Source organism: Halomonas sp. I1 (assembly GCF_032334135.1).
Lineage (GTDB): Bacteria > Pseudomonadota > Gammaproteobacteria > Pseudomonadales > Halomonadaceae > Halomonas.
On record NZ_JAVXUS010000014.1, the window covers coordinates 1 to 13,600 of the forward strand.

The window sequence follows — 13,600 nt, forward strand, 5'->3', positions numbered from 1 at the left end:
AGACTCGAGCCAAGAGATTCGAAGGGCAACCCCAAGGCAGCGTAGCTCGTAGCTCGTAGCTCGTAGCTCGTAGCTCGTAGCTCGTAGCTCGTAGCTCGTAGCTCGAGTCTAGGTTCCGAACCCCTCTGCCCGAAATATCGCCATGGCGTCGTCGCTCTCCAACCAGCGACGAAGCGTCAAGGCAGCGTCCGAAGGACGCTCGCCGACCACCGCGACCGGGTAAGTGATCGACGCGTGAGAAGATGACGGAAACAGCCCCAGTTGCCGGACGGTATCGCTGGCCCGGGCATCCGTGCTGTATACCACCCCCAGGGGCGCTTCCCCCCGCTCGACCAGGGCCAGTGCCGCCCGCACGTTAGCGGCGCGCGCCAGGCGTGGTGCCAACGTCTCCCACTCCCCCAGCGATTGCAGTGCCTGCCTGGCGTAGATGCCGGCCGGTACATGAGCCGGATCACCGACGGCCAGTCGAGCGTCCTCGCCGAGCCGAGCGGCGATTGTCTCATCGTCGCCGGGCGCGAAAGGTTTCTGCTGCGAGTCGGCCGGCGCCACCAGGGCCAGACGATTGTGAACCAGGTCGGTACGCTCGGTCAGCGCCACCCCCTGCTCACCGAGCCAGTCCATCCACTCGACATTGGCGGAGATATACACCTCGGCGGGTGCTCCATTGGCGATCTGACGAGCGAGCGTGGAAGAGGCCGCATAGACCGGCACCACCTCCACATCGTGGGACGCCTCGAAGCGCGCCACCATCCGATCGATAGCATCGGTCATCGAGGCCGCCGCGAACAACTCGACCCGGTCTTCCGCCGACGCCGACGCTGCCACCGTCAACAACGCCGCAACGAGCATTCCCTGAAGACGCTGAGCTCGTGTTCCTCGCATGGCTGTCGACCCCGTTATGTACGATTGGAAATAACGAAAGTACTATAGCCTCGCGATATCCGATGCGGCAACCCTTCACCAGCGTCATCCTCCCGCCGCACCTTCCATCGCAAGGCATCGGCAGACGACGGTCACGGACCCAGGTAACGACAGACGGCGTAGCGCCAGGCATCACGAAGCAGGGGAATCGGGGGGCTCATCGGTATCGAGCAGCTCGAGCAGTCGCTCGGCAGCAGGCGACGAATCAGGGTCGAGAAGCGTCTGCAAGGCGCGGTAGCGGGCCAGCAGTTCGCGGCCGGTGGTCGTCAGCCGCGCCCCGCCTCGCTGCTGTCCCCCCGAGGCCGTATCCAGCACTGGCTCGGGCAGGTGACGATTCATGGTCGCCACCAGCTGCCAGGCCTTCTTGTAGCTCATGCCGAGCTCTCGGCTGGCCGAGGAAATCGACCCGGTTCGCTCGATGGCATCGAGCAGATCAGCCTTGCCGGGACCGATCACCACGTCCTTGTCGGCGACCAGTCTGAGCTGCAGGCTCGGAATCTCGTGTCGGGTACGGGTCATAGTCTGGAGGCTAACCGTTGACGGGGAGAATCGCGATAACATGCTCCTCGAGTTCGTCCTCGGATATCCCTGCCGGCGGCACGGCGAAGCTTCGCACGCTGATCCCCTTACGGTGGACCCGTTCGGCATCACCGGAAATCAACGGATGCCAGCCGGCGAGCTTGCGCCCCTCGGCCAGACGACGATAGGCGCAGGAGCCCGGCAACCAGTTGAACGCTTCGACACGAGCCGGGGTCAACTGCCGGCAATCCGGTACACGTTCGAAACGATGCTCATAATCGCCACACCGGCAACTGCCGATATCCAACAGCTCGCAAGCCACGTTGAGCACCGCCAGATCCCCGTCATCGTCCTGGAGCTTCATCAGGCAGCACTGGCCGCAACCATCGCACAGCGCCTCCCACTCCTCATCGGTCAATTCCTCGAGGGAAAAGCGCTCCCAGAAACGTTCTCTCATGAATATTCCTATCGCTGCCACGAGCCGAATGGTGCCACCGCACCCTGGGCCATCAAGCATTCAACTCAGGCTCCGCGGCCTGCATCCAACAGCTCGTCTCTCGTAGCTCGCCGCTCGCCGCTCGCCGCTTCAATACTTTGCTTCCGTCGGCGTGCGATACAGGTCCAGGAGGTAGTCTTCCTTGGCCGGCGGCATCTGCAAGTAATAGCCCTTTTCCGCGATGGCCGCCATGATAGCGGCTCCCGTGGTCCGGGCCAGCACCTTCTCTTCGGTGAGCAGCAGGCTCATGGCCGGTATCGGCTCGCCGAAATGTTCGAGCAGCGCCTCGGGGACCTCGGCCAGGCCCATGCGCTTGTCTACGAAGAGATACATTTCATCCTTGCGCGGGCTCTTGAAAACCTCGCACAACACCTTGCCTTCGAGGTACGTCATGACACCTCCGATATCTGGTGGAGCGCATCTTCGAGGGGCTCGGCAAGCCGCTCGCCTCGCCAGCCTCCGGGCATGGGCAACGGCTCACCCTGCAGCGAGGCGCTCACCAGGGCCTCGAGATCACGGCGGCGCAACACGACTTCCGGCGCCACCCCCAGGGCCTCGGCCTCGCGGGTGACCACCTTCTTGAGCGCCTTGTAACGCTTCTTGAAGCCGGCATCCATCGGTGACCAGGGAGGCGTCGGTAGCTCGCCCTCCTCGACGTGACGCGCCTCGCGCACCAGCGCCAGCAGGGTATCGCCCTCGCGCTTGACCAGTGGCGGTTTCATGCCATCCACGCCGGCCAGCTCGAAGCGATTCTCGGGCATGCGTTCGGCGATGCCGTAGAGCAGCTTGTCGCTGGCCAGCCAGCCGCGCGGCAAGTCGCGCCGGCGAACTTCGCCTTCGCGCCAGATGGTGAGCCGTCGATACGCCTCGATCTGTCGAGGCGAGAGCCGCCATAGCTGGCGTTGCCGCAGGTACCATTGGCCATCGCTCTCCTCGTCGCGGGTCGTCTGCTCGACCAGCCTCCGACATTCTTCTTCCAGCCAGGCCAGTCGCCCATGGCGCTCCAGCGAATCGCGCTGCCCCTGCCATACCGACAGCAGATAGATCACATCGAGGGCGGCATAGGTCTTCTGCGTCTCGCTCAAGGGCCGTATTAGCCAGTTCGAACGCGTTTCGTCCTTGGGCAGGGTCTCGCCGACCCAGAACTCGACCAGCTTCTGATACCCCATCGCCGGTACCTCGCCGAGCAGCGACTGGGCAATCTGGGTATCCACCAGCGGCGATATCGCCACGCCGGCCCAGTGATTGAAGACCTCCAGGTCCTCGCTGGACGCATGCAACAACTTGAGAGGCCCCTCGCCGAGCAGGCGACGAAAGGCATCGGTGCAGGCCACCGTCGTCGGGTCGACCAGATAGGCCGCGCCTCCGACGCAGAACTGGATCAGGGCGGGAACGGGATGAAAGGTCTTCTCGCGGAAGAACTCGGTGTCCAGGGCGATGACATCGGCCTCGGCCACCTCGGCACAGGCATCATCCAGGGCCTCGGGGGTGTCGATCCAGCGAATCTCGGGAGTCAGGGGCATGCGGTATTCCGGTGGAGAAATGGGGTCACTCGCTCTCGAAGGGCAAGCGACCGTTGAAGGCGCGGCTCAGGGTGCCACCATCGACGTACTCCAGCTCCCCCCCCATGGGCACCCCATAGGCGAGCCTCGACAGTTTCACGCCGCGCGGCCCCAGTTGGGAGGCGATGTAGTGGGCGGTGGCTTCGCCCTCCACGGTAGGGTTGGTGGCGAGAATCACTTCCTCGACGCCCTCCTCGGCCACCCTGGCATCCAGTTGGTCGAGCCCGATGTCCTCGGGACCGATGCCGTCCAGCGGCGAGAGGTGGCCATGCAGCACGAAGTAGCGCCCCCGATAGCCCCTGGCCTCTTCGATGGCCAGCAGATCGGCGGGCGATTCCACCACGCACAGCACGCTATCGTCACGGCGATCACTGTTGCACAGCGCGCAGATCGTTTCTTCCGTCAGGGTACGGCAGCGCTGACAGTAGCCGACCTGCTCGAGGGCGACACCCAGCACCTCGGCCAGGCGCTGGCCACCGTCACGATCGCGCTCGAGCAGGTGCATGGCCATGCGTTGAGCGGTCTTGGGCCCCACTCCGGGCAACACCCGGAAGGCCTCCATCAGCCGATCGACCAGAGGGGAAAAGCTCATACGGTGCCTACATTCAAGGGGCGGAAAAAGCGGCCATTCATGAGTCAGCCACTCAACACGATGCGCTGATGCATCTCGTGATGCCTTGATGCACCTTGCGATCGGACATGATGATGTACTGATTCATGTCGCGAGCGAAGACAGGCCGGCCGCCGCCGGCACGCAAGCCCCGGAATTTACACGACAGTAAATGAGGATGCTGAGTACCGCCGGCGGCCGGGATGTCGAGCGCAGCAATGAATCAGCACATCATCAGAAAGGCATCTTGAACCCAGGGGGAAGATTCATCCCGGACGTAGCTTCTTCCATCAGCTCCTTGGAACTGGCCTCGACCTTGCGCACGGCATCATTGACCGCGGCGGCGAGCAGGTCCTCGAGCAGTTCCTTGTCTTCCTCCATGACACTCGGGTCGATATCGACCGAGATCACGTCGTGGCGACCATTCATGGTCACCTTGACCATACCGGCCCCGGCCTCGCCCTGGACTTCGGCCTTGGCGACCTCTTCCTGGGCCCGCTGCATCTTTTCCTGCATTTCCTGGGCCTGCTTCATCAGGCCATCCATTCCACCCTTCATCATGGCGGTATCCTCATCGTCGAAATGACGGCGGCGCTGGCCGGGCCGGCCAGCGGCGCCTGTGTTCTGTTCGCGTCATCTAACGCGTTGAACCAGCCTGGTCCCCGTTTCTTGTCGCCCCTCAGCGGCGAGCGGACTCCACCACCGGCTTGACCGATGCCTCGATCAACTGGGCACCAAACGCCTGCTCCAGTTTCTTGACATGGGGGTCAGCGCGCAAGGCTTCAACCGCCTCGACATGACGCTCTGCCGCCAGTCGGTCGGCCTGCTGCCTGGGCGTCTCGAGCGCATCGGAGAGCTCGCCGTCGGTAATCACCAGGCGCCGCTCGAACCCGGCCCCGGCCAGGGCTTCGCGGATTCGCTCTACGTGTACCTCGGCCTGCATCGCCGCCTGTGAGGGATCCAGCCGCAGATGCAGAGATTCGCCGTCATCCTCCTCGACCATGCAGTGAGCCGCCAGGTTGCGCGTAAGCCCGGACAGTTTCAGGGTTTCGAAGTGCGCCAGCCAGGCCTCATGGGTCAGAATGCCATCCGTCACGCCAGGCGAGGCCGCCGGCATCGGTGATGCTTCCTCGGTCGTCTCGGCAGGCACCGGTTCTGTTTTTTCGGCAGGGGCAGTGGCCGGCGGCTCGCTGTCGGCCTCGGAGGCCGGCGCCGTGCCTGCCGCTTCGTCGGGCGCGAACGCCTCGGGTTCGACGTTTCCCTCTGGCGCCGAGGCCGGCGCGACGGCGCCATCCAGGTCGACAGGCGCCTCTTCCCAGGGCGGCGTCGACGTCTGCTGCGGCGGTTCGTCGGAGGTCGGTTCGGCGGGAGGCCCGGGAGCTGGCTCGGGTACCGTTTCCCGGGCAGGGCCAGGCACGGCTTCGGGGGTCGGTGCACTCACCGTCTCTGCGGAAGGTGTCGGTGTCGGCGCCGACGGCTCGTCGGCAGCAGGCGCAGCACTGACCTGCTCACCGGCGGGCGCGGCAGAAGGCGAGCCACTCTGGCTTCCTCCGCTCTCACTCCCTTCGCTAGCGCCATTTCCGCTCTCGCCGCGCATCGGCAACGGCGTCCTGGCGGGCTTGGGCACGCCCTGGGGACGAAAGGCCAGCATGCGCAGCAACGTCATCTCGAGCGCGGTGCGCAGATCCGGCGCATGGCCCATGTCGCCACGCCCCTGCACACCGATCTGATAATAGAGCTGGATATCCTCGGCGGTGAAGCGCGCCGCCAGCGCCAGCAGGTCATCCCGATCGCCATGTCCGTTGTCCAGAGCATCCGGCACCATCTGGGCGATCGCCAACCGATGCAGGATGGCGGTGACATCGTCGAGCACGGCGGCGAAATCCGGGCCCTGCTCGGCCAGCGAGGCGACCTCGGACAGCAATCGGGCGGCATCCGCCTCGGCCAGGGCCTCGATCAGCGCCAGCACGTGCCGATGATCCAGGGTGCCGAGCATGGCCGCCACGTCGGCATGATGAATCTCGCCCTGCCCGAAGGCGATGGCCTGGTCGGTCAGACTCATGGCATCGCGCATCGAACCCTCGGCCGCCTTGCCGAGCAGCCACAACGCGCTCTCCTCGAAGGGCACGGACTCGGCCTCGAGCACCATCGAGAGATGACCGACGATACGCTCCGGCGGCATGTGCTTGAGCGTGAACTGCAGGCAACGCGACAGCACCGTGGGCGGCAGTTTCTGCGGGTCGGTGGTCGCCAGCAGGAACTTCACGTGGGGCGGCGGCTCTTCCAGGGTCTTGAGCAGCGCATTGAAACTGCTGGTCGAGAGCATGTGTACCTCGTCGATGAGATACACCTTGTAGCGCCCCTGGGTCGGCGCGTACTGCACATTGTCGAGCAGCTCCCGGGTGTCTTCGACCTTGGTGCGCGAGGCGGCGTCGACTTCGAGCAGGTCGACGAAACGCCCCTGGTCGATGGCCTGGCAGTTCGAGCATTGCCCGCATGGCTGCGAGGTCACGCCCTCGTCCCCCGCACCGGCCGCCGTGCAGTTCAGGCACTTGGCCAGAATCCGCGCCAGGGTGGTCTTGCCCACCCCCCGAGTCCCGGTGAACAGGTAGGCGTGGTGAAGCCGCCCCTGATCCAGGGCATTGACCAGCGCACGCTGAACATGCTCCTGCCCGACCAGTTCATGGAAGGTGCGCGGCCGCCACTTGCGGGCCAGTACCTGATAGCTCATGCGGCTCGGAATCCTTGCAGCTAGGCCGGCTGGCAGCCGGAAACGTCTGATTCACCGATCACGGCGAATTCTCTGGAAGTCGAATCATTCTACCGGGTGGTGGCCGGGGCGCAAAGTCGCGACGTCTTTCCATGTCCATGCGCCGACAATGGGCCTTTGTTATCTTCATACCAGCATTTCGGCCCGAAGCGCCCTCTTGCTTTTTCTCTCAACCACGCAAGGACCGCGATCATGCCACCGATACTACTCTGGACACTTGTCGCCCTGGTCGGCACGGCCGTCATCTGGTGGGGCAGTGGTCTGCTGGAACGCGCCAGCGAGCGACTCTCGGCCTATTACCGGCTCCCCGACATCGTCCAGGGCGCCATCGTGGTGGCGGTAGGCTCGAGTTTTCCGGAACTTTCCACCACGGTAATCTCGACGCTGATTCACGGCGAGTTCGAGCTGGGCGTGGCAGCCATCGTCGGCTCGGCACTGTTCAATATCCTGGTGATTCCGGCGCTGTCCGGCCTGGCCAGCCGCCATCCGCTGACCGCCAATCGCGACCTGGTCTACAAGGAAGCCCAGTTCTACATGATCGCGGTAGCGGTGTTGACCCTGACCTTCGCTTTCGCGGCCATCTATCACCCTGGCGAGGGCAGCCGCGGCGTCATTACCGGCGAGATCACCCCTGTGCTGGCGTTGATCCCCATCGCCCTGTATGGCCTCTACCTGTTCGTGCAATACCAGGACACGCTGGAGCATGAATCGAACGTGGATGCCAGCGACATTCGCCCAGGGCGTGAATGGCTGCGTCTGGGGCTGTCGTTGATCGTGATCGTGGCCGGTGTCGAGGCGCTGGTCCAGGCCGCACTGAACTTCGGCGAAATCTTCAGCACGCCGAGCTTCCTGTGGGGCATCACCGTGGTCGCGGCCGGCACCTCGATTCCCGATGCCTTCGTGTCGATCCGTGCAGCCCGCCACGGTCGAGGCATTACCAGCATCGCCAACGTACTGGGCAGCAACACCTTCGACCTGCTGGTGTGCATCCCCGCCGGGGTGTTGATCGCCGGCGGCGCCATGGTCAACTTCTCGGTGGCCGCACCGATGATGGCAGCATTGACCGCCGCCACCGTGGCCCTCTTCCTGATGATGCGAACCAGAATGGTACTGTCCAGGCCTGAGTGTGCCGTGCTCCTCGCACTCTATGCCGGCTTTATCATCTGGATCGGGGCCGAGAGCTTCGGCGCCCTAGACTGGGTGCCACACCTCCCGCCCGCATGACGCCACGTAGGCTCGTCACACTCCACGAGCCTGCTTCCATCCCCGATATCCATGCTACAAAGCCGTGAAACACCCGCAGTCTAAGGCCTTTTTGGCTCTCGATATTTCCCTACAGCTTGCTCTCGAGCTCGGGCACAGCCTCGAAGAGATCGGCGACCAGGCCATAGTCCGCGACCTGGAAGATCGGCGCCTCCTCGTCCTTGTTGATCGCCACGATCACCCGGGAGTCCTTCATCCCCGCCAGGTGCTGGATGGCGCCCGAGATGCCCACCGCAATGTACAGCTCCGGGGCGACGATCTTGCCGGTCTGACCGACCTGCATGTCGTTGGGCACGAAACCGGCATCGACAGCGGCCCGCGAGGCACCGATCGCTGCGCCGAGCTTGTCGGCAACGCCCTCGAGCAGCTTGAAGTTCTCGCCGTTGCCCATGCCGCGCCCGCCGGAAATGACCACCTTGGCGGCTCCCAACTCGGGACGGTCGCTCTGCGCCAGCTCTTCACCGACGAAGGAAGACAAGGCGTTGTCGACCACGGTCTCGACGGCTTCGATGCCGGCATCCGCTCCCTCGCCGACCGCGTCGAAGGCAGTGGCGCGCACGGTGATCACCTTCAGGGCGTCCTCGCTCTGCACAGTGGCAATGGCATTGCCGGCGTAGATCGGGCGCTTGAAGGTATCGGCGCTCTCCACGGCGATGATCTCGGAAATCTGCGAGACGTCCTTCAGCGCGGCGAGACGCGGCATGACGTTCTTGCCGGTGGTCGAGGCCGCCGCCAGCACATGAGAGTAGTCGTCGGCCAGTGCCACCAGCAGCTCGCCCAGCGGCTCGGCCAGCTGGTGAGCATAGACCGCATGGTCGGCCACGCGCACCTTGCCGACGCCATCGAGTCGGGCGGCGGCCTCGGCGATGGCGCCGACGTTCTCGCCGGCAACGAGGACGTCGATATCACCGCCGATGGCCCGAGCCGCGGCAACCACATGGGCCGTGGCCTCGGCCAGCTGGCCCTCATGATGTTCGGCGAGTACCAGAATGCTCATCAGATAAGCTCCTTTCAGAGAACTGTTTTCAAAGAACGGTCTTCACAGCGCTTGTTTCAAAGCACTTTGGCTTCGTTCTTGAGCTTGTCGACCAGCTCGTCCACGGAGCCCACCTTAATGCCGCCCTGGCGCTCGGCCGGCGGTTCGACCCCGACCAGCTTGAGCTTGCCGGCGATGTCGACACCCAGGTCTTCCGGTGTCTTGGTGTCCAGCGGCTTCTTCTTGGCCTTCATGATGTCGGGCAGCTTGGCGTAGCGCGGCTCGTTCAGGCGCAGGTCGGTGGTGACCACGGCCGGCAGGGCCAGCGAGAGGGTCTGCAGGCCCCCATCGATCTCGCGGGTGACCTGCAGCGTGTCGCCCTCGACCTTGAGCTCGGAGGCGAAGGTGCCCTGGGCGCGCCCGGTCAGGGCAGCGAGCATCTGCCCGGTCTGGTTGTTGTCGCTGTCGATGGCCTGCTTGCCGAGGATCACCAGCCCCGGCTGTTCTTCCTCGACCACCTTGGCCAGCACCTTGGCCGCCCCCAGCGACTCGACGCGCTCATCGGTCTGCACGTGAACGGCCCGATCGGCGCCCAGCGCCAGGGCGGTACGCAACTGTTCCTGGGCGGCCTTGGGACCAACGGTGACCGCGACCACCTCGGTCGCCGTGCCGGCTTCCTTGAGCCGGACCGCCTCTTCCACGGCGATTTCGCAGAAGGGGTTCATGGCCATCTTGACGTTGGTCAGGTCGACGTCGGAATGGTCCGGCTTGACCCGGATCTTGACGTTGTAGTCGATGACGCGTTTGACCGCGACGAGGACTTTCATATGCGCTCCTTAGCCATGAGCAAGCAACATGGAAACAAGAATCAACCTACGACACCATCACCTTTCAGCTGCGACAGCTGATCCGCAGTAAGATCAAGGTATTCGGACAATACCGCTTCGGTGTCCTGGCCCAACAGTGGCGCCGGGCGCTTGTACTCCACCGGCGTATCGGAAAGATGGATCGGGCTGCCCACCATCTTGAAATCCTGATTCATGGAGTGCGGGATATTGACCAGCATGCCCCGCGCCTGTACCTGGGGTTCCGAAAGCGCGCCCGCAATATCATTGATCACTCCGACCGGCACCTTGACCTTGCTGATTCTTTCCACCCAGGCCTCGGCCGTATCGCGCTTGAAGTGAGTCGAAAGAATCTGCGTGATCGCCTCCCGGTTTCTGACACGGTTCTCATTGCGGGAAAACCTGGGATCGGTGGCCAGCTCCGGCAACCCGATAGCGCCACACAGTGCCGCAAACTGCGAGTCGTTGCCGCAGGCGATGATGAAGTCCTTGTCACTGGCATGGAATGAATTGTAGGGCACGATATTGGCGTGAGCATTGCCATAGCGCCCCGGCGCCACCCCGGTGCTCAGATAGTTTTGACTCTGATTACCAAGAGCCGCCACCTGCACATCGAGCAGCGCCATATCGCAATGCTGGCCTCGGCCGGTCTTCTCGCGGGCCAACAGGGCGGCCTGGATCGCGACGACCGAGTACAGCCCGGTCATCACATCGGTCACGGCGACACCCACCTTCTGAGGCCCTCCACCGGGGGCACCATCACGCTCGCCGGTGATGCTCATCAGCCCACCCATTCCCTGGATGATGAAGTCATAGCCAGGCTCCTGGGCACGCGGCCCCATCTGACCGAACCCCGTGATGGAGCAGTAGATCAGGCGGGGATTGATACGGGACAGAGACGCATAGTCCAGCCCGTACTTCGCCAGAGAACCCGCCTTGAAGTTTTCAATCAGCACATCGCTTTCAGCCGCCAGGGCGCGGACGATTTCCTGCCCTTTCTCGCTGGCGATGTCGACCGCCACGGAACGCTTGTTGCGGTTGGAGGACTGATAGTACGAGGCCTCTAGCGTATCGTCACCCTGAGCGTCCTTCATGTAAGGGGGGCCCCAGGCACGGGTGTCGTCACCCTGTCCGACACGTTCCACCTTGACGACATCCGCGCCGAGGTCGGCCAGAACCTGGCTACACCAGGGACCCGCCAGCACACGGCTCAAGTCGAGTACACGGATCCCCGTCAGCGCGCCTCCGGATGGCACTCCCTCCGATTCATCCGACATGGCCCACCTCCCGGTATCGCCGAATACCGGTTTCTTCGCGCAACAGGGACACGCCCAGGGTGGCGCGCCTGCGCAGCCATGGGCTCGGCCGATATCTCGGATCCCCCGTCAACGCATTGATGCGCTCGAGAATGGTCAGCAGTCGCTTCGGTCCCAGCGCATCCCCCCAGGCTAGCGGGCCCCGAGGATAGTTGAGCCCCAGTCTGACGGCATTATCGATATCGGCGGGCGTAGCAATCCCGCGCTGCGCGATGTCGCAGGCAAGATTGACCACCGAGGCAAGCACACGCTGAGAAATGAATCCCACGCTGTCGCGAATCACGCTGACACCCACGCCATCCGACGCCAGCAGCGCATGAGCCGCATCTTGCATGTCCTGCCTCGTGACCGGCGTCGTCATCAGGGTTCGGTGGCGATCAAGGCCCTGCAGTACATCCAGACAAAGCGTACGCTCAGGGGCAACATCGAAGTACGCACTGGCACTGACGGCGTCATCACCAAGCGGCAACAACAGGCAGAGTGCCGACGTCGAAGGCGAATTCGCCGACTCTACCCGACCACCAAGCGACTCGAGCAGCGACATCACCTCACCGCGAACGGCGTCGTCATCGCCCCCCACCCAGACCGGCGGAGCATCGCTGACCTCGGGTACCGGAGCAATCGCCAGCGTGTCGACCTTGCGACCATTCTCATAACGATAGAAGCCAAGGCCCGTCTTTCGCCCCAGACGGTTACCCCTGAGCATCTGCCGGGAGATGCAGGAAGGCCGATAGCGCGGATCCTGATAGAACTGCTCGAAGATCGACTCCATGGCAGGGTGCGACACATCCAGCCCCGTCAAATCGAACAGCTCGAGAGGCCCCATCCGAAAGCCGGACTCTTCCCGGAGTATCCAGTCGATTTCCTCGGGCTCGGCCACCCTCTCCTCCAGTATCATCAACCCTTCCGTGCTGTAAGCCCGACCGGCATGATTGACGATAAAACCAGGCGTATCCTGAGCGCGCACACCAGTATGCCCCAGCCGACTTACCAGGCCGAGCAGCGACTCGACGACGGCGTCCTCGGTATCTATCCCCCCGATCACTTCGACGACCTTCATGAGGGGAACGGGGTTGAAGAAGTGGCATCCCGCCACCCGGCCCGGATACCTCAATCCCGAGGCGATAGCCGTGACCGAAAGTGACGAGGTATTGGTCGCCAGGATACAGTCCGTACCAACGATGGCCTCCAGTTCGGTAAACAGGGCTTGTTTGGCCCCTAGGTCCTCGACGATAGCCTCGACGACCACATCGCAATCCGCCAGTGTCGTCATCGACTCGGCGATGCAGAGGTGCGACAAGGCAGCATCAGCGGATTCACGGGAAATCTTGCCCTTTCCCATCAGCTTGTCGAACGTTGCTTTCAGGTCATCACGCGCGGCACGGGCAGCTCCGCCACCCTTATCGAACAACGCGACCTCCAGGCCGGCCTGGGCCACGATCTGAGCGATTCCCGCTCCCATCACCCCCGTACCGACGATTCCCACCCGCTTGATATCACTGATCATCACGACTCTCCGTGGTAGTTCGGCCGACGCTTTTCGATGAACGCGGCGGCCCCTTCTTTCTGTTCCGCTGTGTCGAAAAGCATCTGGAAGGCCTTACGCTCGAGAACCAGGGCACTTTCCAGGGACAAGTCAGCACCCGCGAGTACCGCTTCCTTGATCTGCTCCACTGCCAGCATCGGCCACTGCGCAATCTCCTTTGCCATTGCCCTGGCATGCTCGAGCGTGCGTTCGTCAGCGACGACGTCACTGACCAGCCCCATGCGAAGTGCTTCGGGTGCCGACACCATGCCCCCGATCATCAGCATGCGCATGGCCTGGAACTTGCCCACGGCCCGCACCAGCCGTTGTGTCCCTCCAGCCCCGGGCATCAGCCCCAACTTGACTTCAGGTTGCCCGAACCGGGCCGACTCACCTGCCACAATGATGTCGCAGTGCATGGCAAGCTCACAGCCACCACCCAGCGCTACCCCGTTCACCGCCGCAATCACTGGTTTGGGGCAGTGCGCAATGGGCTCCCAGAAGCGCTCATTGTGGCGTGAATGCATCTCCGCAGGAGACGCCGTCGCAAATTCCCTGACGTCGGCACCGGCAACGAAGACCTGCTCGCCGCCCGTCAGCACGATGGCCCGAACCTCATCCCGTAGCGACAGGGATGAAAACAGATCGGCGAGCTCACGCCTGACGGCGACGTTGAGGGCATTACGGGCCTCCGGACGATCGATGCGTACCTCGGCCACGCCATCGTCAAGTGTGACCAGATAGACCGCAGCGGACTGCTGTTTGTCAGTCATGCACAACCTCATCATTAAATGTCC

Annotated in this window: 14 protein-coding genes; 1 reads left to right on the top strand and 13 read right to left on the bottom strand. The window is 63.6% G+C overall.

The window, feature by feature from the left end:
• Nucleotides 1–108: 108 nt before the first annotated feature.
• From modA to dnaX, 8 genes are all read right to left on the bottom strand, one after another.
• Nucleotides 109–882 (bottom strand): molybdate ABC transporter substrate-binding protein, encoded by a 774-nt coding sequence (gene modA / locus RSO41_RS13735; protein ID WP_315619713.1) that lies wholly within the window; start codon nucleotides 880–882, stop codon nucleotides 109–111.
• Between the two features lie 171 nt (nucleotides 883–1,053).
• Complete coding sequence (locus RSO41_RS13740) at nucleotides 1,054–1,440, bottom strand: winged helix-turn-helix domain-containing protein (protein ID WP_315619715.1); 387 nt, start codon at nucleotides 1,438–1,440, stop codon at nucleotides 1,054–1,056.
• Between the two features lie 10 nt (nucleotides 1,441–1,450).
• Complete coding sequence (locus tag RSO41_RS13745; RefSeq protein WP_315619716.1) at nucleotides 1,451–1,897, bottom strand: YcgN family cysteine cluster protein; 447 nt, start codon at nucleotides 1,895–1,897, stop codon at nucleotides 1,451–1,453.
• A gap of 129 nt (nucleotides 1,898–2,026) precedes the next feature.
• Nucleotides 2,027–2,329 carry a YcgL domain-containing protein gene (locus tag RSO41_RS13750; protein ID WP_315619717.1) on the bottom strand — a complete coding sequence of 101 codons (303 nt, stop codon included), beginning with the start codon at nucleotides 2,327–2,329 and terminating at the stop codon, nucleotides 2,027–2,029.
• Nucleotides 2,326–3,459 carry a ribonuclease D gene (gene rnd, locus RSO41_RS13755; protein WP_315619718.1) on the bottom strand — a complete coding sequence of 378 codons (1,134 nt, stop codon included), beginning with the start codon at nucleotides 3,457–3,459 and terminating at the stop codon, nucleotides 2,326–2,328. The genes RSO41_RS13750 and rnd overlap by 4 nt, the downstream gene beginning before the upstream one ends.
• Before the next feature lie 25 nt (nucleotides 3,460–3,484).
• Nucleotides 3,485–4,090 carry a recombination mediator RecR gene (recR, locus tag RSO41_RS13760; protein ID WP_315619719.1) on the bottom strand — a complete coding sequence of 202 codons (606 nt, stop codon included), beginning with the start codon at nucleotides 4,088–4,090 and terminating at the stop codon, nucleotides 3,485–3,487.
• Between the two features lie 252 nt (nucleotides 4,091–4,342).
• Nucleotides 4,343–4,669: a YbaB/EbfC family nucleoid-associated protein gene (locus RSO41_RS13765; RefSeq protein ID WP_315619720.1), complete on the bottom strand. Its 327-nt coding sequence runs from the start codon at nucleotides 4,667–4,669 to the stop codon at nucleotides 4,343–4,345.
• Nucleotides 4,670–4,787: 118 nt separating this feature from the next.
• The gene (gene dnaX / locus RSO41_RS13770) at nucleotides 4,788–6,839 is read right to left on the bottom strand and encodes a DNA polymerase III subunit gamma/tau (RefSeq protein ID WP_315619721.1); all 2,052 of its coding nucleotides are present in this window, start codon (nucleotides 6,837–6,839) and stop codon (nucleotides 4,788–4,790) included.
• Nucleotides 6,840–7,070: 231 nt separating this feature from the next.
• Here dnaX and RSO41_RS13775 point away from each other — a divergent pair, with 231 nt between their 5' ends.
• Nucleotides 7,071–8,102 carry a sodium:calcium antiporter gene (locus RSO41_RS13775; RefSeq protein WP_315619722.1) on the top strand — a complete coding sequence of 344 codons (1,032 nt, stop codon included), beginning with the start codon at nucleotides 7,071–7,073 and terminating at the stop codon, nucleotides 8,100–8,102.
• A gap of 109 nt (nucleotides 8,103–8,211) precedes the next feature.
• Here the strand turns inward: RSO41_RS13775 and RSO41_RS13780 are convergent, their stop codons facing one another.
• The 5 genes from RSO41_RS13780 to RSO41_RS13800 are packed head-to-tail and all read right to left on the bottom strand — an operon-like array spanning nucleotide 8,212 to nucleotide 13,576.
• Nucleotides 8,212–9,138: an electron transfer flavoprotein subunit alpha/FixB family protein gene (locus RSO41_RS13780; protein ID WP_315618035.1), complete on the bottom strand. Its 927-nt coding sequence runs from the start codon at nucleotides 9,136–9,138 to the stop codon at nucleotides 8,212–8,214.
• Nucleotides 9,139–9,194: 56 nt separating this feature from the next.
• The gene (locus tag RSO41_RS13785; protein WP_315618036.1) at nucleotides 9,195–9,944 is read right to left on the bottom strand and encodes an electron transfer flavoprotein subunit beta/FixA family protein; all 750 of its coding nucleotides are present in this window, start codon (nucleotides 9,942–9,944) and stop codon (nucleotides 9,195–9,197) included.
• Between the two features lie 41 nt (nucleotides 9,945–9,985).
• On the bottom strand, nucleotides 9,986–11,239 hold the full coding sequence (locus tag RSO41_RS13790; protein WP_315619723.1) for a CaiB/BaiF CoA-transferase family protein: 1,254 nt from the start codon (nucleotides 11,237–11,239) through the stop codon (nucleotides 9,986–9,988).
• On the bottom strand, nucleotides 11,229–12,785 hold the full coding sequence (locus RSO41_RS13795) for a 3-hydroxyacyl-CoA dehydrogenase (protein ID WP_315619724.1): 1,557 nt from the start codon (nucleotides 12,783–12,785) through the stop codon (nucleotides 11,229–11,231). The genes RSO41_RS13790 and RSO41_RS13795 overlap by 11 nt, the downstream gene beginning before the upstream one ends.
• The gene (locus tag RSO41_RS13800) at nucleotides 12,785–13,576 is read right to left on the bottom strand and encodes an enoyl-CoA hydratase (protein ID WP_315619725.1); all 792 of its coding nucleotides are present in this window, start codon (nucleotides 13,574–13,576) and stop codon (nucleotides 12,785–12,787) included. The genes RSO41_RS13795 and RSO41_RS13800 overlap by 1 nt, the downstream gene beginning before the upstream one ends.
• Between the last annotated feature and the right edge of the window lie 24 nt (nucleotides 13,577–13,600).

Bases quoted from the DNA above. Each gene is read 5' to 3' on its own strand.
- modA (WP_315619713.1), bottom strand. From the start codon at position 882: ATGCGAGGAACACGAGCTCAGCGTCTTCAGGGAATGCTCGTTGCGGCG.
- RSO41_RS13740 (WP_315619715.1), bottom strand. From the start codon at position 1,440: ATGACCCGTACCCGACACGAGATTCCGAGCCTGCAGCTCAGACTGGTC.
- RSO41_RS13745 (WP_315619716.1), bottom strand. From the start codon at position 1,897: ATGAGAGAACGTTTCTGGGAGCGCTTTTCCCTCGAGGAATTGACCGAT.
- RSO41_RS13750 (WP_315619717.1), bottom strand. From the start codon at position 2,329: ATGACGTACCTCGAAGGCAAGGTGTTGTGCGAGGTTTTCAAGAGCCCG.
- rnd (WP_315619718.1), bottom strand. From the start codon at position 3,459: ATGCCCCTGACTCCCGAGATTCGCTGGATCGACACCCCCGAGGCCCTG.
- recR (WP_315619719.1), bottom strand. From the start codon at position 4,090: ATGAGCTTTTCCCCTCTGGTCGATCGGCTGATGGAGGCCTTCCGGGTG.
- RSO41_RS13765 (WP_315619720.1), bottom strand. From the start codon at position 4,669: ATGATGAAGGGTGGAATGGATGGCCTGATGAAGCAGGCCCAGGAAATG.
- dnaX (WP_315619721.1), bottom strand. From the start codon at position 6,839: ATGAGCTATCAGGTACTGGCCCGCAAGTGGCGGCCGCGCACCTTCCAT.
- RSO41_RS13775 (WP_315619722.1), top strand. From the start codon at position 7,071: ATGCCACCGATACTACTCTGGACACTTGTCGCCCTGGTCGGCACGGCC.
- RSO41_RS13780 (WP_315618035.1), bottom strand. From the start codon at position 9,138: ATGAGCATTCTGGTACTCGCCGAACATCATGAGGGCCAGCTGGCCGAG.
- RSO41_RS13785 (WP_315618036.1), bottom strand. From the start codon at position 9,944: ATGAAAGTCCTCGTCGCGGTCAAACGCGTCATCGACTACAACGTCAAG.
- RSO41_RS13790 (WP_315619723.1), bottom strand. From the start codon at position 11,239: ATGTCGGATGAATCGGAGGGAGTGCCATCCGGAGGCGCGCTGACGGGG.
- RSO41_RS13795 (WP_315619724.1), bottom strand. From the start codon at position 12,785: ATGATCAGTGATATCAAGCGGGTGGGAATCGTCGGTACGGGGGTGATG.
- RSO41_RS13800 (WP_315619725.1), bottom strand. From the start codon at position 13,576: ATGACTGACAAACAGCAGTCCGCTGCGGTCTATCTGGTCACACTTGAC.